Annotated in this window: 19 protein-coding genes and 2 pseudogenes; 13 read left to right on the top strand and 8 right to left on the bottom strand. The window is 67.8% G+C overall.

The window, feature by feature from the left end; translation table 11 throughout:
* Nucleotides 1–54: 54 nt before the first annotated feature.
* Nucleotides 55–702, top strand: a complete 648-nt coding sequence (locus B3587_RS05480; RefSeq protein ID WP_292726990.1) for an LON peptidase substrate-binding domain-containing protein — start codon at nucleotides 55–57, stop codon at nucleotides 700–702.
* 40 nt (nucleotides 703–742) lie between these two features.
* On the opposite strand, the gene B3587_RS05475 is transcribed toward B3587_RS05480, so the two are convergent.
* The 4 genes from B3587_RS05475 to B3587_RS05460 form a co-directional block, all read right to left on the bottom strand.
* Nucleotides 743–1,240 (bottom strand): DUF427 domain-containing protein, encoded by a 498-nt coding sequence (locus B3587_RS05475; RefSeq protein ID WP_292726988.1) that lies wholly within the window; start codon nucleotides 1,238–1,240, stop codon nucleotides 743–745.
* A 231-nt stretch (nucleotides 1,241–1,471) separates the two neighbouring features.
* Nucleotides 1,472–2,395, bottom strand: a complete 924-nt coding sequence (locus tag B3587_RS05470) for a response regulator transcription factor (protein ID WP_292726987.1) — start codon at nucleotides 2,393–2,395, stop codon at nucleotides 1,472–1,474.
* 80 nt (nucleotides 2,396–2,475) lie between these two features.
* Entirely contained in the window at nucleotides 2,476–3,525 is a 1,050-nt protein-coding gene (locus B3587_RS05465; protein WP_292726985.1) for a zinc-dependent alcohol dehydrogenase family protein, read from the bottom strand.
* Nucleotides 3,526–3,566: 41 nt separating this feature from the next.
* Nucleotides 3,567–3,944: a hypothetical protein gene (locus B3587_RS05460; protein ID WP_228178639.1), complete on the bottom strand. Its 378-nt coding sequence runs from the start codon at nucleotides 3,942–3,944 to the stop codon at nucleotides 3,567–3,569.
* Between the two features lie 115 nt (nucleotides 3,945–4,059).
* Between B3587_RS05460 and B3587_RS05455 the strand changes: the two genes are divergently transcribed.
* The 6 genes and pseudogenes from B3587_RS05455 to B3587_RS05430 all read left to right on the top strand — a co-directional run bounded on the left by B3587_RS05455 (nucleotide 4,060) and on the right by B3587_RS05430 (nucleotide 9,583).
* Entirely contained in the window at nucleotides 4,060–5,145 is a 1,086-nt protein-coding gene (locus B3587_RS05455) for an AAA family ATPase (RefSeq protein WP_292726983.1), read from the top strand.
* An 85-nt stretch (nucleotides 5,146–5,230) separates the two neighbouring features.
* Nucleotides 5,231–7,048 (top strand): pyruvate kinase, encoded by a 1,818-nt coding sequence (locus B3587_RS05450; RefSeq protein ID WP_292726981.1) that lies wholly within the window; start codon nucleotides 5,231–5,233, stop codon nucleotides 7,046–7,048.
* Between the two features lie 57 nt (nucleotides 7,049–7,105).
* A complete protein-coding gene (locus B3587_RS05445) occupies nucleotides 7,106–7,429 on the top strand; it encodes a hypothetical protein (protein ID WP_292726979.1) in 324 nt (107 codons plus the stop codon).
* Nucleotides 7,430–7,508: 79 nt separating this feature from the next.
* Nucleotides 7,509–7,778 (top strand): annotated as a pseudogene (locus tag B3587_RS15940) (beta-class carbonic anhydrase); the annotation flags it as partial.
* Between the two features lie 64 nt (nucleotides 7,779–7,842).
* Nucleotides 7,843–9,282: an IS30 family transposase gene (locus tag B3587_RS05435; protein ID WP_422655882.1), complete on the top strand. Its 1,440-nt coding sequence runs from the start codon at nucleotides 7,843–7,845 to the stop codon at nucleotides 9,280–9,282.
* A complete protein-coding gene (locus B3587_RS05430) occupies nucleotides 9,263–9,583 on the top strand; it encodes a hypothetical protein (RefSeq protein ID WP_292726974.1) in 321 nt (106 codons plus the stop codon). Before B3587_RS05435 ends, B3587_RS05430 begins: the two co-directional genes overlap by 20 nt.
* 31 nt (nucleotides 9,584–9,614) lie before the next feature.
* Here the strand turns inward: B3587_RS05430 and B3587_RS05425 are convergent, their stop codons facing one another.
* Complete coding sequence (locus B3587_RS05425; RefSeq protein WP_292726972.1) at nucleotides 9,615–10,049, bottom strand: YchJ family protein; 435 nt, start codon at nucleotides 10,047–10,049, stop codon at nucleotides 9,615–9,617.
* 75 nt (nucleotides 10,050–10,124) lie between these two features.
* Here B3587_RS05425 and B3587_RS05420 point away from each other — a divergent pair, with 75 nt between their 5' ends.
* The 3 genes from B3587_RS05420 to B3587_RS05410 are packed head-to-tail and all read left to right on the top strand — an operon-like array spanning nucleotide 10,125 to nucleotide 12,954.
* Nucleotides 10,125–11,597 (top strand): ferredoxin reductase family protein, encoded by a 1,473-nt coding sequence (locus B3587_RS05420; protein ID WP_292726970.1) that lies wholly within the window; start codon nucleotides 10,125–10,127, stop codon nucleotides 11,595–11,597.
* Nucleotides 11,598–11,620: 23 nt separating this feature from the next.
* Nucleotides 11,621–12,148: an FMN-binding protein gene (locus B3587_RS05415; protein WP_292726969.1), complete on the top strand. Its 528-nt coding sequence runs from the start codon at nucleotides 11,621–11,623 to the stop codon at nucleotides 12,146–12,148.
* Nucleotides 12,145–12,954, top strand: coding sequence for an FAD:protein FMN transferase (locus tag B3587_RS05410; protein ID WP_228178631.1), 810 nt, complete (start codon nucleotides 12,145–12,147; stop codon nucleotides 12,952–12,954). Before B3587_RS05415 ends, B3587_RS05410 begins: the two co-directional genes overlap by 4 nt.
* Here B3587_RS05410 and B3587_RS05405 read toward each other — a convergent pair.
* Together B3587_RS05405 and B3587_RS05400 are read right to left on the bottom strand one after the other, a co-directional pair.
* Nucleotides 12,929–13,915, bottom strand: a complete 987-nt coding sequence (locus B3587_RS05405) for a sensor histidine kinase (RefSeq protein WP_228178630.1) — start codon at nucleotides 13,913–13,915, stop codon at nucleotides 12,929–12,931. The two genes, B3587_RS05410 and B3587_RS05405, sit on opposite strands and share 26 nt — an antisense overlap.
* The gene (locus B3587_RS05400; RefSeq protein WP_228178629.1) at nucleotides 13,912–14,589 is read right to left on the bottom strand and encodes a response regulator transcription factor; all 678 of its coding nucleotides are present in this window, start codon (nucleotides 14,587–14,589) and stop codon (nucleotides 13,912–13,914) included. Before B3587_RS05400 ends, B3587_RS05405 begins: the two co-directional genes overlap by 4 nt.
* A 135-nt stretch (nucleotides 14,590–14,724) precedes the next feature.
* On the opposite strand from B3587_RS05400, the gene B3587_RS05395 reads away from it, so the two are divergent.
* From B3587_RS05395 to B3587_RS05385, 3 genes are read left to right on the top strand one after another with little or no spacing between them, the layout of a single operon-like run.
* Nucleotides 14,725–15,282 (top strand): DUF6318 family protein, encoded by a 558-nt coding sequence (locus B3587_RS05395; RefSeq protein WP_292726967.1) that lies wholly within the window; start codon nucleotides 14,725–14,727, stop codon nucleotides 15,280–15,282.
* Nucleotides 15,273–16,082, top strand: coding sequence for a hypothetical protein (locus B3587_RS05390; RefSeq protein ID WP_292726965.1), 810 nt, complete (start codon nucleotides 15,273–15,275; stop codon nucleotides 16,080–16,082). The genes B3587_RS05395 and B3587_RS05390 overlap by 10 nt, the downstream gene beginning before the upstream one ends.
* A gap of 50 nt (nucleotides 16,083–16,132) precedes the next feature.
* Nucleotides 16,133–17,059 carry a 5'-3' exonuclease gene (locus B3587_RS05385; protein ID WP_292726963.1) on the top strand — a complete coding sequence of 309 codons (927 nt, stop codon included), beginning with the start codon at nucleotides 16,133–16,135 and terminating at the stop codon, nucleotides 17,057–17,059.
* On the opposite strand, the pseudogene B3587_RS05380 reads toward B3587_RS05385, so the two are convergent.
* Nucleotides 17,031–17,785 (bottom strand): annotated as a pseudogene (locus B3587_RS05380) (hypothetical protein); the annotation flags it as partial. The gene B3587_RS05385 and the pseudogene B3587_RS05380 overlap by 29 nt on opposite strands.

Genomic DNA, 17,785 nt, shown 5'->3' with positions numbered 1-17,785 from the left:
CGCTGATCCTGCGGCGACGGAGCCCGCGCTCGTAATCGCTGGTTGACTGGGGGCATGGCGGATGTCGCGATGTTCCCGCTCGGGACGGTGCTGTTCCCTCACACCCCGCTCGCACTGCGCATCTTCGAGCAGCGCTACCTCATGATGCTCGGTCGGGTCCTCGACGACGACGAACCGTCATTCGGTGTGGTCCTGATCGAACGCGGCAGCGAGGCGGGAGGCGGGGACCAGCGGTTCTCCGTCGGCACCATGGCCCGGATCCTGCAGGTCGACCCGCGGGCCGATGATCTGCACGTGATCGCCGTCGGGGGCACCAGAGTAGCCGTGGACCGTTGGCTCGAGGACGATCCGTACCCGGCGGCATCCGTGACACCCATTCCGGAACTGGAGTGGAGCGATGAGCTTGCGCCGTTGCACGCGCAGGCTGAGCAGATCGTGCGTCGAGTCCTCGCCCGTGCTGCCGAGTTCAGTGACGTGCGCTGGGATCCGAACGTCGAGCTCTCGGAGGACCCTGTCGAATCGGCGTGGCAGCTCGCGGCCATCGCGCCACTGGGACAACTTGACCAATTGCGGCTCCTGGGCGCGACCACGCTCGGAGGCCTGTTGCGCGATGTCATCGATCTGACGCTGGACGCCGAGGTTCTTCTGACAACCGGGCCCGAGATCGACGACCTCGGCGACATCGACCTCAGCGGCACCTGACATCGCGGCACCTGGTTTTCTGCTCCGGAGCTCAGTCGAGCTACCAGCCGGCGGAACCCGGGACGCCCTTGAAGGGACCCCGGATCTCGCTCGTGACCCAGCCGCCGTAGAAGGTTCCCGGCTGGGGTGTGACGAGCTCGCCGTCGACCGTGCACCGGTCCATCGGAGCGGGATATAGCGCGACGCGGCCGGCGAGGTCCTCGAAACCACGGGACGGCTCAGGATAGGTCCACCCGACGCGCGGGGCCACCCGCCCGTTAACCGTGACATCGAAGTACGCAGCCCGTCCTTTGAACTCGCAGAACGATGCGCCCTCGCCCCGGCGCAGCACCCCGGGAACCAAGGCGTCGATCGGAAGGTAGTAGACGGGAGGATGGCTCGTCTCGAGCACGCGGACGACGTCCCGCGTGTCCACGATCACCTCACCTGCGAACTCGACCACGATGCGGCGGTCGACGTGCTCCAGACGCGGCGGCCGCGGGTAGTCCCAGACCGACTCCTGGCCGGGGCCTGTGGGATCAGGGCTCGGTGGTCGCATAGGTGCCAGCGTACGCCGCAGACGCGTCTAACCTTCAGCTACGCGAAATGTCGTATGGCCGGATCTGGATCGTCCTCGTAGCGCCGTAGGCGGAGGGGAGCGTCGCAGCATCCGGGATCGTCGTGGGTCCCGCGCCGCGAGGCTCAGGGACTGCACCGGCGGCTCAACCATCGAATCTTGGCCCCCCGAGGCCGTCGATGGTCCGCCGGTGCAGTGTCCGCGGGGTCGACGTCAGCGCGAGAGCAACGGCTGGCCGAGGATCCCCGCGGCCTCGGGGTGGACGAGGCGCATGACTGTCGCGGCGACGGCGGCGCGGCTGGAGACGCCAAGCGTCGCATGCACGGCTTCAAGATGTTTGCGCACGGTTCCCGTGGAGATCTGCAATGTGGTTGCGATCTGGGGCGTCGCCGCACCGCTCGCGACCAGGAGGGCGATCTCGGCCTGCCGTGCAGTCAAGCCCGCCGATCGCAACGCCTTATGGGCTCGCAACTGCGCGTCATCGATCGTCAGCTTCTGCGGGCTCTCACTCAGTGGCTCCAGTGGAGCAGGCGCCGCGGGCGGTGCCGCGGCCGCTCTCATCGTCGGCCCGTCGGCATCCGTAAAGGGCCAGACGAGGTTACCTTCGGCTCTGCTGACCAGGCGATAGCTGGTCTCAAGCAAGGGCGCGATGGTCGAGAGCATCGCTGCCTCACGGTGCCCGCAGGGGTGGGTGGCGGCACAGTCGATCGAGATCACCATCGAGGTGCCATGGGACGTCGGGAAGATCAACACCGTCTGGCGACGAACACCGTTGGGTTCGTAGAACGAGCGGTAGAGCTCGGTGCGCGCGAAGGCACGCTCAGCTCCATCCACATCCCACGAGGTCGGTCCGACCCGCTCGCCAGAGATGAATCCGCCGAACAGCGGATGCTGCCAGGCGAACTTCTCGAACGCGGGCCCGTACTGGGCGATCCAGCCCGACGGGAACGGCGGCGCTGGCTCGGAGACCACCCGACGCCCGGCGACGTCGATCTCGGTGCACGAGGCCCCTTGGCATGGGAACAGTCGGTAGAGCCCGGCACTCACGCGCGCGGCATAGTCCCGCGTGTCGTGTGAGCCGGCTACCGACTCGAGGACGTCGAGGATCGCCGCGTAATCCTGCGCCTCGAGCTGCATCCGAACATTGTTACAGACAACGTCGGAAATGGCGCCCGACGAAAGTCCCCGCTACAGATGCGGGGGCTACGGGCTACGGGCTACGGGCGCAACAGCACCTTCGTCGCACGACGTTCGTCCATCGCCGCGTACGCTTCAGCGACATCGCTCAGCGGAAGCTCCAGATCGAAGACCTTGCCCGGCGTGATCGACCCCGACCGCACGTCAGGCAGCAGCTCTTCGATGTATCCCCGGACCGGCGCGACACCACCGACGACACCGACGTTGCGGTTGAACATGTCGCGAATAGGCAGCTCCGGGCCGCCGGCCGGCACTCCGACGAACCCGACTCGTCCGCCGGGGCGCGCGGATGCCAAGGCCTGAGCCATTGATTCCTTGGTCCCGACGCACTCGAGGACCCGGTCGGCGCCGATCCCCCGCGTGAGCTGTCGCACGGCAGCAACGCCGTCATCGCCGCGCTCGGCGACGACGTGGGTTGCGCCCAGTTCCCAAGCCAGCGCTTGACGCTGCGGGTTACGAGACATCGCGATGATCTCGGCAGCGCCGAGTCGCTTCGCGGCGATCACACCGCACAGACCCACAGCCCCGTCGCCGACAACGACCACCGTGTCACCGGGCTGCACACCCGCACTCACGGCGGCGTGGTGGCCGGTTCCCATCACGTCAGCCAACGACAACAGGCCCGGAATCTCCTCGTCAGCGACGGGACCGGGCACGACCACGAGTGTCCCGTCTGCCAGCGGCACGCGGACCCGCTCACCCTGACCGCCGTCGGCGAAGCCGCCGAGCCGGTCATCCTGGCCCCACCATCCGCCGTTCAGACAGGACGTACTCACCCCGTTGCGGCAGTTCAGGCAGGTGTTGTCGCACACGTAGAACGGCGCGATCACGAAGTCGCCCGGCCGCACCAGCTCAACCTGGTCCCCGACGGAATCGACGACGCCGATGAACTCGTGCCCGATCCGGTGTGGCTCGTCGGTGGGCGCGATTCCGCGGTACGACCACAGGTCTGAGCCGCACACGCACGCCGCGACGACGCGAACTATCGCGTCGCCACCGGTCGACAGCACCGGATCGGGGACGGCCTCCAGTCGGACGTCTCGGGCACCATGAATGACGGTTGCACGCATGGCTCGAGACTATGCCCCGCGAGCAGTTCGCGGGGCATCCGTCACTTCTTCTCGGTGACCTCGACGGTGAAGGTCACGTCCTGAATGCCGCCGTCGCTGTTGGACAGCACGACCTCGGTGGTTCCAACGCTGAGCGCCTTCACGCCGGGGTTGAAGGTTGCAGAGCCGTCCGTGTATCCGGCGACGAACTCGGCGACAGCCGGGTCGGCTACCTCGCCGCTGTAGCTTTCGACCGCCAGATCGCCGGTGTTGATATTCAGCACCTGGTCGACGATCAGCTCGACAGTCTCTCCCTGGAGGTCCCCGGCGTCCATCGTCACGGGCGCGATGACGGGCTCGTTGCTTTGCGAGCAACCGCTCAGGGCGATTGACACAGCGAAGACTCCGGCGACAACTGCACTCAATGCTCTGGTTCTCATGACTGTGAGTCTGGCAGTCTCACCTGCGGGCAGTAGTGGGAAACGCCAGAACCGCGCTAGAACTGTTATCAAGCGTCGTGGCAACGACCCGAGCCGTCGGCGCAGGGAGGGATCGATGCGCGCGACCGACTCGCTGTCCATCCGTGGGCTGGTCGGTCTCGCGAAGGCCGAAGCCAAGCGCTGGGGCTCTGATCACGCGACAGTGACGCACGCGGCATCCGCGTTCGCGCAGAACTGGACCGGCGAGTTCCGGGATGCCTTCGGCAGTGACGGCGAGGCGCTGCTTCACCGCCTTCTCGCTGCCGGCCAGACGATCGGCAACGAAGCCGAGGTGCGCAACATGATCACGGCATCGCCGGATGCCGCGGCCCTGGCAATGCGGTTGCAGGCGGCCCTGCGGGGAGACCTCGCGGTAGCCGACCTGTTGCCTGAGGAAAGCTCCCCGACCCGTCCCCGCGCCGATGACACCGAGCAATCCGAGGCATCCGACGGGGAGGCGCCCCCGGCGCGCACCGATCCACTGGCGGGTCTTCTTCGAGGACGCGAAGCCCTGGATGTCGCCGCGTACCTCCTCAGCGACCAGCCACTGATCCCTGCTCTCGTGGGTCGACGCGGCTGCGGCAAGACCAGCCTTGCGGCAGAGATCGCGCGCCTTCTTCTCGACCTCGAGGATCCGCTGCCGACCCTCTTCTTCGATCCCGGTACGACAGTGGATGGTGAGCCGGCGATGCTGCTGCGCGATACGCTGTCGGCGCTGACCCGCCGAACGGTCGTCGTCGTCGAAGACGTCGACGAGCTCGCGCGCCTGGGAACAACGGAGCCCGACGTGTCGATCCTGCGTGAGATCTGGCAGTCAGAGCGCTTCCCGCTCGCTCGCCTGGTCATCACTGTGACCGCGCCGTACGAGAAGCGGATTGCGCAGTTCTACGGCGCGTTGTCGGATCGCCTGGTGATCGTGGAACTGCAGCCCTGGGACGAGAACGTCGTGCGGGGCTTGGTCGTGCCGGTGGCAACACATCTGGCCGAACAGTACGGCGTCGTCATTGATCATGCGGCAATCGAGGCTGCGCTTCAGCCCCCGACCGAAGCTGACACCTTCGACCACCCGGGGCTGGCCATCGCGCGTCTGGATGTCGCCTGCGCCCGAGCGATGATCGCAGGCGGGAACACCGTGACCGTCGCCGACGTCATCCCGGGGTGAGCGAGCTCCACGCGCCGGATATTCACGCCCCGGGCTCTGCCACAGCGCGCGCCGGAGAGCTAACGTCGAAGGTGGAGGTCGGACGATGCTCAATACTGCTCGTTCTCAACGGCTCGACGCGCTTCGTGCCGAACTCATGGACCTCCGCTCTGCGGTCGAGGATGCCGAGCGAGCAGCATCCGTTCCCCTCTCTCGCGCACATCCCGTCCATGCTGCCGGCGCCGCCAATCTCATCCGCTATGTCGCCCTGCGTTCACGGGACCTACGGGACCTGCAAGATCGCCTGACCGCAGAGGGGCTCTCGTCGCTCGGGAGGATGGAAGCCGATGTTCTGCGCAACCTTGATGCGGTAGTGGGCACGATCGATGCTGCACTCGGGCACGTCGCGCCGGGCGATCACGACAACCCCGGACCGGATGCCGAGCCTCGTCCGCCCACTCCCCTGAGCGTGAACGCGGCAGCGCTCCTGGGCGGTACGGTCGACGACCGCGACACTCGGATCATGGTCACACTGCCGAGCGAAGCCGCGAACGATCCCGCCTTGGTCGCCCGATTCGCCCGAGCCGGCATGGATGTCGCCCGCATCAACTGCGCGCACGACGATTCTGCAGCGTGGGAGCGGATGGCCAGGCACACGCGGGCCGCGGGGACCGGCATCCGTATCGCCACCGACCTCGCCGGGCCGAAGCTGCGCACCGGTTCCCTCGAGCCGGGGCCACGCGTCGTCAAGGTGTCTCCCGCGCGCGACGCTCTGGGACGCGTGATCGAGCCGGCGTCGGTCTGGCTGGTCGCCCCGAGCGCTGACGGGTCGGCTCCACCCCCTGGGGAGATTCCCGTCACGGATGCCGCGTGGCTTGCTCGCCTTCGGATCGACGACACCGTCGAATTCACCGACACCCGCGGGCGCTCGCGGTACATGACCGTCGTCGCGGTGCGCGATGGCGGGGCGCGGATCGAGGGCGACCGCACCGCGTATATCGGAACCGGGACAGTGCTGGATGTCGATGGTCGCGAGACCCGGGTCGGCGCGGTGCCCTCGGTCGACCAGGCGCTGCGGGTCCATCGGGGCGACATCGTCGAACTGCGTCCGGATGCGGAACCGGGATTCACGCACGAGGGACGACACCACGTCGGCTGTACCGTGCCCGAAGCGCTCGACGTGATCCGCGTCGGCGACCGGGTGCTCTTCGATGACGGCAAGATCGAGGGCTTCGTGCGCGCCGTGGCGGTAACTGACGGCCGGCGCGTCGCGGAGGTCGAAGTCACCCTGGCCTCGCCGCGGGGAACGAAACTGCGTGCCGAGAAGGGCATCAACCTTCCCGACACCGACCTCCCCATCTCGGCGCTCACCGACGAGGATCTGCGAGCTCTCGATGACGTCGTCGGATTCACCGACATCGTGCAGCTCTCGTTCGCGCGCTCCCCCGGCGACGTTGCACGCCTATTCGACGAGCTCGACTCGCGGGGTGCCGGGCACCTGGGCGTCGTTGTGAAAATTGAGACGGTGCGCGCCTTCCGGGCGCTGCCCGAAATCCTCCTTGAGCTCATGCAACGGCCACGGGTGGGCATCATGATCGCCCGCGGCGACCTGGGTGTGGAGGCCGGCTGGGAGCGGCTCGCGGAGGTGCAGGAAGAGATCCTCTGGCTGTGCGAGGCGGCGCACGTTCCGGTGATCTGGGCGACGCAGGTGCTCGACTCCCTCGCCGGTAACGGGGTGCCTACGCGCGCGGAGGTGACGGATGCCGCGGCCGGCGAACGCGCTGAGTGCGTCATGCTCAACAAGGGGCCGCACATCGAGGAGGCCATCGAAGCGCTCGATGACATTCTGCGGCGGATGCACGGGCACCTCGAGAAGAAGCGCCCGCTGCTGCGGCGGCTGCGCGCCTGGTCCCACGAAGGCTGAGTCTGCCTGCCGCTCGTCCTCAGCCCTGGCCGGGTCGCAGTGCGCCACACTGTGTGCATGGATGCTGCGCCGACCGCGTTCGTCGCGACTGTTGTCGCCGACACCGCGACCACCAAGCTCGACGCCCTGACGATCATCGCGAACGCTGCCGAGGGCGTGATCACGGATGCGGGCACCCCTCGCGCCGCCGTTGCACTGCCCTCCGGCGCTCGAGCGCTGATCGAGATCCCGAAGTTCGGTGAGCCGCCACCGTTGACGATCGACGTGTTGTCGACCGACTCGGCCGACGCGGCGCGTTCCGAGGCCGAATCTCTGCGCGAGGTCATCGCCGCGGTCACCGGCTGGGAGGTTCGGGTACTTCCTGACCGGCTGCGCCACTGATCGTCACAGACAGTCATACAGCGCACCTCGGGCTGGGTGAGACCTAGCGTGGTGCTGTCCCACCCACCCGAGGAGTGTCATGTCAGTTCTGTCCGAGGTGCTCGAGGCCAACGAGTCCTACGCATCCGCATTCGACAAGGGCGATCTCGCCCTGCCGCCCGCGCGCGGGTTCGCCATCCTCACCTGCATGGACGCCCGGCTGGACCCCGCCAAGTACGCCGGGCTCAGCGAAGGCGATGCTCACGTCATCCGTAACGCCGGGGGACGCGCGTCCGACGACGCCATCCGATCCCTCGTGATCTCGTACAAGCTGCTGGCCACGAAGGAGTGGTTCGTCATCCACCACACCGACTGCGGCATGGAGGGCGGATTCAACCGGTCGTCGCAACACCTCGATCGTGGAGGTGTTCAAGATGGCAACGGCAGACTGGAGCAGGAAGACCAGCGATGTTCCGGAGAGGCTGCGCCGGCAGTGGCGCGCGGACCGGGCCTTGCGTCCGGCGATGCGCTCCCCGGGGCGGCCGGATCCGTCGCGGGTGGTGCAACGCCAGGTCTGGCGCACGATCGCAACAGGCGTCACGACAGCGGAAGCGTCGTTAGCGATCGGCGTGTCGGTCCCGGTCGGCACCCGCTGGTTTCGTCACGCTGGCGGCATGCCCCCGATCTCACTGGCAGAGCCCACCGACCGATATCTGTCGTTCGAGGAGCGTGAGGAGATCGCGATCATGCGCGCCAAGGACAAGGGAGTGCGGGAGATCGCCCGCACACTGGGGCGAGATCCGGGGACTATCTCACGCGAGTTGCGTCGCAACGCCGCAACGCGCGGCCGCACGCTGGAGTACCGGGCGACGGTCGCGCAGTGGAAGGCGCAGCAGGCGGCCAAGCGTCCGAAAATCGCCAAGCTGGTCGCCAACGATCGACTTCGCGAGTATGTACAGGAACGCCTCGACGGGTCTGTGAAGCGTGCTGATGGAACGGTCGTTGCTGGGCCGGTGACCGTGGACTGGAAGGGTCGCAACAAGCCGCACCGGCAGGATCGTCGGTGGTCGATGTCGTGGAGTCCGGAGCAGATCTCTCATCGACTTGAGCTCGACTTCCCCGATGATGAGTCCATGCGCATCAGCCATGAGGCGATCTACCAGTCACTGTTCATCGAGGGGCGCGGCGCGCTCAAACGGGAGCTGGTGGCGTGCCTGCGGACCGGCCGGGCGCTGCGCCAGCCGCGGGCACGGTCTCAGAACAAGCCGCAGGGGCATGTCACCGCGGACGTCGTGCTCAGCGCCCGGCCCGCTGAGGCCGCGGATCGGGCGGTTCCCGGGCACTGGGAGGGAGATCTGATCATCGGCACCGGCCGGTCCGCGATCGGCACCGTCATCGAACGCTCCAGCCGGTCCACACTGCTGGTGCACCTGCCCCGACTGGAAGGCTGGGGCGAGATCCCACCCGTGAAGAACGGACCATCGCTGGGCGGCTACGGCGCCCTCGCGATGAACACAGCCCTGACCGCATCGATGACGAAGCTTCCCCTCCAGCTGCGCAAGACCCTCACCTGGGACCGTGGCAAGGAACTCTCAGCGCACGCGCAGTTCACGCTTGACACCGGCACGAAGGTGTTCTTCGCCGACCCGCACTCGCCCTGGCAGCGGCCCACGAACGAGAACACGAACGGCCTGCTGCGCCAGTACTTCCCCAAGGGCACCGACCTGTCCCGCTGGTCCGCTGAAGACCTCGAAGCCGTCGCTCTCGCGCTCAACAACCGGCCCCGCAAAATCCTCGGCTGGCGCACCCCCGCCGAGGTCTTCGACGAGCAGATACAGTTGCTCGCAACAGGCGGTGTTGCATCGACCGGTTGAACTCGCCGAGTTCTTCACCGACGAGGTCATCCGCGGACTGCTCGCGAACTCCCTCGAGACCGCCGAGCTGCGCGCCGACGGCTTCGTGGACGTCGGCACCGGCCCCGGCTCCGCCGAGGCCGCATACATCGACTGGCTCACGATCAGCGACCAGGCCCAGGCCGTCGTCGACGATGTGGCCCGCATCAAGGCCCACCCGCTCGTCCCGGCGCGCATCCCGGTCTACGGCTATGTCTACGACGTCCGCACCGGTCGCCTCATCGAGGTGCCGGCAGCGACCACAGCAGGCGCAGCGTCCTGAGGACAACCGGATCGGCCGGTCTTGGCATCCGTTACGGGATGCCGGAGCCGGCCGTTTCCGCTTCCAGGTACCACCAGCGGCCGGCAGCGAGGCGGAACCGGCTGCGCTCGTGCTGCTCCTCCGCCTCGGCGCCGCGCCGCCAGCGCGCCCGGAACTCGACGACGCCGGTGGTCCCGGCACCGACCGCGGGGGCGTCCAGGATGCGCAGTCCGACCCAGCGCACGTCGGGGTCAATGTCGATCCGCTCGGGCCGCGTTCGGGGGTGCCACGTGTCGGCGAGGTAGCGAGCGTCACCGAGCGCGAACGCGCTGTACCGCGAGCGCATCAGCCGTTCCGGGCTCGGCGCCGCCTCGCCCCGGTGCAGCGCTCCGCAGCACCTTCCGTAGACGTTGCCACTGCCGCAGAGACAGGGATCCTGGTCGGCCGGGCGACGGATGCCGGACTGTGCCGCGGATCCGAAACTCATGTGAGAAGTCTATGAACCGCGAGCGCGGAGGCTTTCCTTAGAGCAGTCTCAGAGACCGGCCACCACGCTGTCCCCATGACCACGGCGACCCCGTCTCGCACCACCGTCACGGCACCGCATCCCTCTTCGCGGCTCCCGCAGCCTCTTACCTCACCGCGGGCGACCACCAGCGTGCGCGGCAGCCGTCGGGGGCGCTCTGCCCGGCGGGCATGGAATGTCGCTGCGACAGCCGTCATTTGGCTCACGAGCCTGTTCGTTCTTGCTCTGTGGGTGGCCGGCGGCGGCATCCAGGACCTGTGGGGATTCGACGCGGCGGCACTGAACAGCCTGGGCCGCCTTACCGGGCTCGCCGCGTCGAACCTCCTCCTCTACCAGGTGATCCTTCTTGCGCGTATCCCCCTGTTCGAGCGCGGGTTCGGCCGTGATGGCCTCACCCAGATGCACCGACTCGTCGGCTTCTGGTCTTTTTCGCTCATGCTCGCCCACATCGCACTCCTGGTGCTGGGGTACGCGGAAGCGACCGATGTCAACGTCGTCGTCCAGTTCTGGGAGTTCGTGTGGGATTACCCGGGGATGCTTCTCGCAACCGCCGGCACGATTCTCATCATCGTTGTCGCGATCACCTCGATGCGTCGCGCTCGAGCGAAGTTGCGCTACGAGTCATGGCACCTGCTGCACCTGTACGCCTACCTGGGTGTCGGGCTGGCGCTGCCCCACCAGCTGTGGACCGGCGCCGACTTCCTCTTCTCCCCCGTCGCCACCGCCTACTGGTGGGGCCTGTGGGCTGTCAGCGCCGCAGCGATCGTCGTGTTCCGCATCCTGGTCCCCCTCGCGCGCTCGCTGCGTCACCGGGTGCGGGTTGCCGACGTTCGTCCTGATGGCGTGGGCGGTGTGGCGGTGACGATGACCGGACGACGACTGGATCGCCTCGGTGCCCGCGCTGGCCAGTTCTTCATCTGGCGCTTCCTGGATGGTCCGGGCGCCTCGCGGGCTAACCCGTTCTCGTTGGCTGCGGCTCCCGACGGCCGCAGCCTGACGATCTCGGCCCGCATCGTCGGTGATGGCACCGCCCGCCTGGCGCGCCTCACACCCGGCACCCCCGTCCTGTTCGAGGGCCCGTACGGAACGATGACCGGTGATGCCCGCACCGGCGCGAAGCTTCTGATGATCGGCGCGGGCGCCGGAGTCGCGCCGTTGATCTCTCTGCTTCAGGCCGAGGGTTACGCGCCGGGCGAGGCGACGCTGGTCACTCGCGACCACTCGAAAGAAGCAGCCCTGCGCACGGACGCCATCGGTGCCCTCGTCGCGCACCGGGGTCTGCGACACATCCCGCTTCCGGGTCCCCGAGCCCGGACAGCATCCTCGTGGCTGCCAGCCTCGCACGCCGCGTGGACGGGCTCCGATGCGCTGCGCCATCTCGCGCCCGACCTGGAGGACTACGACGTGTTCCTCTGCGGACCCGCGCCATGGATGAAGGCCCTCGAGCATGACCTGCGCGCCGCGGGAGTTCACCGCACCCGCATCCATTCCGAGTCATTCACCGTCTGACCCCTCACACCACGGAGCCTCCGATGAAGCGCATCGTTTACGGACTTCTTGCCACCCTGAGCGGCGTCGTCCTCTTGTTCAGCTACCGCACCTCGCTCGAGGCCGTCATGCCGGTTGCCGCCGACGACACCGCGGGCAGCACGACAACCGTCCCGGCGCCAGCGTCGACGTCATCGAGCTCAGCTGACGCCTCGGGTTCGACCGGAACATCCACCCCCTCGGCATCGCCGTCCCCGTCGACGACCACCACGCAACAGAACACAAGCGGCCTTGCCGACGGCACATACACGGGCGATGCGGTCCGCACCCGCTACGGCAACGTGCAGGTCCAGATCACGGTCAGCGGGGGCGTGATCACCGAGGTCCAGTTGCCGCAGTACCCGAACAGCAATCGCGAGGATCAGCAGATCAATGCCCGCGCACTGCCGGTGCTGATCTCCGAGACGACAAGCGCGCAAAGTGCGTCGATCCGCATGGTCTCGGGCGCCACCTACACCAGCCAGGGGTACACGCAGTCCCTCCAGAGCGCGCTGGATCAGGCACAGCAATGAGTTCCGACGAGCCTCGCGTCTGGGTCCAGACCATCATGGGAACTGTCGTCTCGGTCCACGCCTACGGCACCACCGCGTTCGTGAAGGATGCCGAGACCGCAGCATCCGTGGCTCGTGCGTTCAACGAGCTTCGCGAGGCAGACAGAATCTTCTCGACCTATCGCGAGGACTCGGAAATCAGCCGTCTCCGCCGCGGTGAGATCACACTCGACGATGCGCATCCGCTCGTTGCCGAGGTCGCCGCGGCGTGTCTGAACGCCGAGCAGCGCTCTGGCGGCCGGTTCTCGGCTACCTGGCGCGGTTGGTTCGACCCGACCGGCTACGTCAAAGGGTGGGCGGTCGAGCGGGCGGCACGGATGCACCTTCTGCCGCTCCTGACCGCGGGCGGCGCGACAGCCATCGGCATCAACGCGGGCGGTGACATGCAGGTGGGCACGGCGCCGGGCACCGACTGGGTGTGGCGCATGGGCATTGCCGACCCGCACCGGGCCGGTGAGGTTCTCGCGATCATCGACGTGGTCGATGGCGCGGTTGCGACCTCGGGGACAGCTGAGCGGGGTGTGCACATCCTGGACCCCCGCTCCGGCGAGCCGGCGACCGGCGTTCGCAGCGCGACAGTCGTCGCCGATTCCCTGGCCGAGGCAGACCTCTGGGCAACCGTCGCGGTTGTCGCCGGCGACGACCTGTCGTGGGTTTCAGCGGCGCTCTCGCGGTCGGGCATGACGGTGACCGATGACGGAGGCGTTCGCCGGTGGCTGGGCACGACGGAGGTGGCGGTGGTCACGCGCGAGCACTCGGCAGCGTGATGAGAAAGGTCGTGCCGCTCGGTGAGGTCGACTCGACCTCGATCCGGCCCGAATAGCGAGTCAGCACGTCACGCACCAGCGCGAGCCCGAGTCCGAACCCGCGACGCCTGCCCGTCTCAGACCCACGGGCGAACCTCTCGAAGATGCGCTCCGCGTCGGCCGGGTCGATCCCGCTGCCGTGATCGCTGACGCGGATCTCCACGTCGTCACGGGCAGTTGCAGCAGCGATCGTCACCACGGCTCCCCGCGGACTGTGCTGGATCGCATTGTCGACGACAGCCATCAGAATGCGAGTCAGGGTGGGAAGCGGCATCCGCACCGCCCGGTCGCTCGAGAAGACCTCGAGCGACACCGCGCTGTCATCCGCGAGCGGCCGGAGGCGGGAGACCGCGGCATCCATCGCATCACCGACCGGCGAGACAGCAGTCGTCTCAGCCTTACCCTCGGCCGCCATCAACAGATCGGTGAGCATGTCGTTCATTGCGTCAGCGTCGGAGCGCAGCTGATCGAGAGCTTCGGCGACATCTCCGCCGCGTTCCAGCCGACGCTGCGCGATCTGGATGCGACTGGTCAGGGTCGTCAGCGGCGTGCGCAGTTCGTGACTGGCGTCGGCCACGAAGTTCCGCTGCAGCCGCAGCGCCTCGCCCAGCGGCTGCACGGCGCGGCGGGCAGCGAACCATGCGATCAGCGACAGGATGAGCACGCCCAGGATGCCGAGGCCGATCACCCACGGCAGCACCCGGTCGACGTCAACCACGAGGTCATCGCCAGACCCCCGATGGCCGCCGGGGAAGGGCGTTGCGTGCTCGTTGTTCTCGACACGCGCGCGAAGCAAGATCACGGCAACCAAGACCGACACACCGAGCGCGACGACGATCGCCGACACCGCAGCAACCCACACCCCCACCGAGAAGGCGGCCCGCTGCACGCGACGCCGGTCGGCAGCCTCCGGAGTGGTCATGACGGCTGCCCGACCCGGTAGCCGCGAGCGCGCACCGTCTCGATCATCTCGGGAACCGACTTGCGCCGGATGTAGTGGACGTACGTGTCGACCGACCCCGGCGTATCACCCTCGTGGAACACGGCACCCAGGATCTCTTCTCGACTGAACACGTGCTCGGGGCTGGCGCTGAGCACATCCAGCAACGCGGTCTCGGTCGTGGTGAGCGCGACCCGGCCGCCCGACGGCCCGTACAGCGCCTGGGACTCGGGGACGAACACCCACTCGCCGAGCGTGCGGCGGTGCTGCTCTGCACGGTAGCCGCGCACGAGAGCCCGGATGCGGGCGAGCAACTCACCGTAGTCAAATGGTTTCACGAGGTAGTCGTTGGCGCCGGCATCCAAACCCTCGACCCGGTCATCGACGGCGCCGAGGGCGGTCAGCAGCAGGATGGGCGTCGTAATGCGAGCGGTGCGGATCGCGCGAACCAGATCGATTCCGTCGCCGCCGGGAAGCCGCCGGTCGATAACCATCACGTCGAATCGCTGCTGCAGGGCGCGGGACCGAGCCGACGCGACGTCTGCCGCGTGAACGACGGTATGGAACTCCGAAAGCACCTCGATCGTCATCTGGGCGACGTCCTGATCGTCTTCGACGTACAGCACGTCGGCGTGCGGCCCGCTGTCGTACGGCATGATGCCTCCCGAGCCAACGCTAGCGCGCCGACCTATCGGTTCTCTGGAGTACCGGCATCCTCCCCAGGTGAGCACGTGGATCGTGGACTGTGGATAGTGCCGCCGAGACGGATGCCGCGGGCTACCGTGGTCGACATGACCAGCCGCCGTCCGTTTCGAGCCGCGTCGATCGTGATCGCCGCGATGCTCGCGGTCGGCGCACTGGCCGGCTGCGGGCCGACAGCTCCCACGCCGACCCCGACGCCGACCGGGTTCGCGTCCGAGGAAGAAGCCTTCGCTGCCGCCGAAGCCACCTACCGGGCGTACGTAGACGCTCTGAACCAGGTCGACCTCAGTGACCCCTCGACCTTCGACGAGGTCTATCGCTGGACCACCGGCGACGCGAATGCCGCGATACGAACGTCGCTCTCGTCAATGGCAGCCGAGAGTTGGACGGTGTCTGGCGAAAGCACCGTCACCGTGGTCGAGCTTTCACCGACCGACGACGACAACAACCAAGACAAGGTGTCGCTTGCAGTGTGCGTGGATGTCAGCGGCGTCAATGTCATCGACGCCGACGGTATCTCTCAGGTCGAATCCGACCGGAGAGATGAGGAGCCGCTCACGGTATCGCTCAAGTACTCGGCGAGTGCGCCCTATGGGGCACTCATCGAGTCGTTCAACGGCCGCGAGGGAGAACCGGGATGCAGCTGATTCACGCGAGCCTCGCTCTCGTGGTCGTAGCCACCCTTCTTACACCTGCATCGGGATCGGCTCGATCGGGAAGCTGCGACGGAACGACATGGCTCGGAGGCTGCAGTGTCTCCAACGACGGAAGTCAGATCGACATCGGCGGCACCGCGAACCAGCCAGGCTCTGGCGGTGGATCCGGAAGCGGCGGCACGGGTGGCGCGGGCGGCTCCCCCGGCGATGGCGGATCTAACGGGAACGCCGGCGCCGGGGGTAACGCCCCCGCCGCAGAGGAGTGCCCCATCGTGGGATGCCGAGGCAACTACACCGTCGTCACGTATCCGGACGTGACGATTGACGATCTCGCGAGTTTCGTTCCGGCACGTCCGAGCCTGGGTGGCGAGCCCGCCGGTTTCGGGGTCGTGGGGACCCCCACGAACATCCTGGCCGGGGCATCCACGCACACCCTCACCGGCCCGCTGCTCGGGTGGGACGTGACAGTCAGGTTCCGACCGGCCGGTTACGTCTTCGACTACGGCGACGGATCGAGCGCGCGGACAACGACCGGCGGTGCCACCTGGGCGTCGCTCGGACTCCCCCAGTTCAGCCCGACGTCGACGAGCCACGTCTATCGCGAGCGCGGGACGTACACCGTGTCCCTCACGCTGCAGTACTCGGCTGACGTCGACTTCGGCAGCGGCTGGCGCCCGGTTCCCGGCTACGTCAACGCCCCGGCCCCGCCCTACACCCTCGAGGTCCTCGAGGTCCGCACGGCCCTGGTAGACCGCACCTGCGCCGAGAACCCCACCGGTCCCGGCTGCTGAGCCCTCCGTCGGCCGCTCGCATCGTCGGCGGCGCATGCCAGGATGGGCGCGTGGCAGAACGATTGATGTTGCTCGACTCCGCGTCGCTGTATTTCCGGGCCTTCTACGGCGTACCCGACACGGTCAAGGCGCCGAACGGGATGCCGGTCAACGCGGTGCGCGGATTCCTCGACATGATCGCGAAACTCGTCACCACCTACGAGCCGACGCACCTCGTGGCCTGCTGGGACGACGACTGGCGCCCCCAATGGCGGGTCGATCTCATCCCGTCGTACAAGACGCACCGCGTCGTCGAGATCGTCGCGGGCGGCCCGGATGTCGAAGAAGTGCCCGATCCCCTCGAGGTGCAGGTGCCGCTCATCCGCGAGGCACTCGCCGCCCTCGGGATCACGATCATCGGCGCCGCCGCACACGAGGCAGACGACATCATCGGCACCCTCGCCACCACAGCAACGATGCCCGTCGATATCGTCACCGGTGACCGCGACCTCTTTCAGCTCGTCGACGATGAGCGAAGCATCCGTGTCATCTACACGGCGCGCGGCATGAGCAACCTCGAGCTGGTCACCGACCGCACCGTCGTGACGAAGTACGGAGTGCTGCCCAGCCAATACGCCGACTTCGCGACGCTTCGCGGCGACAGCTCCGACGGGCTGCCGGGTGTAGCCGGCATCGGCGAGAAGACGGCCGCTACGCTCCTCGCTGCGCACGGCGACCTTGCCGGCATCATCGCCGCCGCCGAGCGCGGCGAGGGAATGTCGGCCGGCGTTCGCGCCAAGATCACCGCGGGGCTCGACTACCTCGAGGTCGCGCCCACGGTCGTCGAAGTCGTCCGCGATCTCGACCTTCCCGCGCCTGACACGCACCTGCGACCGCTCGACGACGATCAGCGTGCAGCGGCGGTGACCCTCGCCGAAACCTGGGCGCTCGGCACTTCGGTCTCGCGGGTCATCGAGGTGCTCGCCACGACACGATGACGGCCGCCACCAGCAGCACACAGTAGGCGAGCACGACGACGAGGGATGCCAGCAGCACGGCATCCCACCCGCCGGTCACCTCGTGCAGGGCCCCCATCGCCGGTGCAGCCAGCGCCGCGGCCGCATAGCCCCCGCCCTGCACCAGTGCAGACATCCCGGCAGCCTCGGCGTCCGAACGAGCGATCGCGACAATCGTGCTGAAGATGACCACGAACCCGCCAGCGTGTCCGATGGCCCCGAAACTCAGCCAAACCGCGGCCCACTCGGGCGCGATGATCATGCCCAGCGTCAGCAAGATCCACGACGTGCCAATGGCAACCGCAGGCACGATCCGCGGCGTGAACCGGGCCAACAGCGGAACGATGAACGCCCCGACCACGGCAACACCGTGGAAGAACGCTGTCAAGCCTCCCGCTGCTGCTGCGCTGACACCGAGATCGTCCGCAATGAGTGTGGGCAGCCAAGTCGCGAACCCGTAGTACACGGCAGCTTGCCCCGCGAACGCCAGAAGAAGCATCCACGGAATCGGGTTCCGGAACATCGAAACACCCTGCGTCGCCCCTCTCCCGAGCGGCACCGGAACCGGGCCGGTAAGCGTGTCGGCCTCGCGGTCTGCGACGGATGCCGCGGCAGAGCGCTGCGCACCCGAGAACCGCTCGCCCCACAATTCCCCGCGAGAGGCAGCGCGCCGCAGGTGCAAGACCCACAGCAGCATCCCGGCGATCG

Source organism: Microbacterium sp. UBA837, assembly GCF_002296025.1.
In the GTDB taxonomy this organism is placed as follows: Bacteria; Actinomycetota; Actinomycetes; order Actinomycetales; family Microbacteriaceae; genus Microbacterium.
This window is presented reverse-complemented; position numbering and strand designations above follow the sequence as displayed.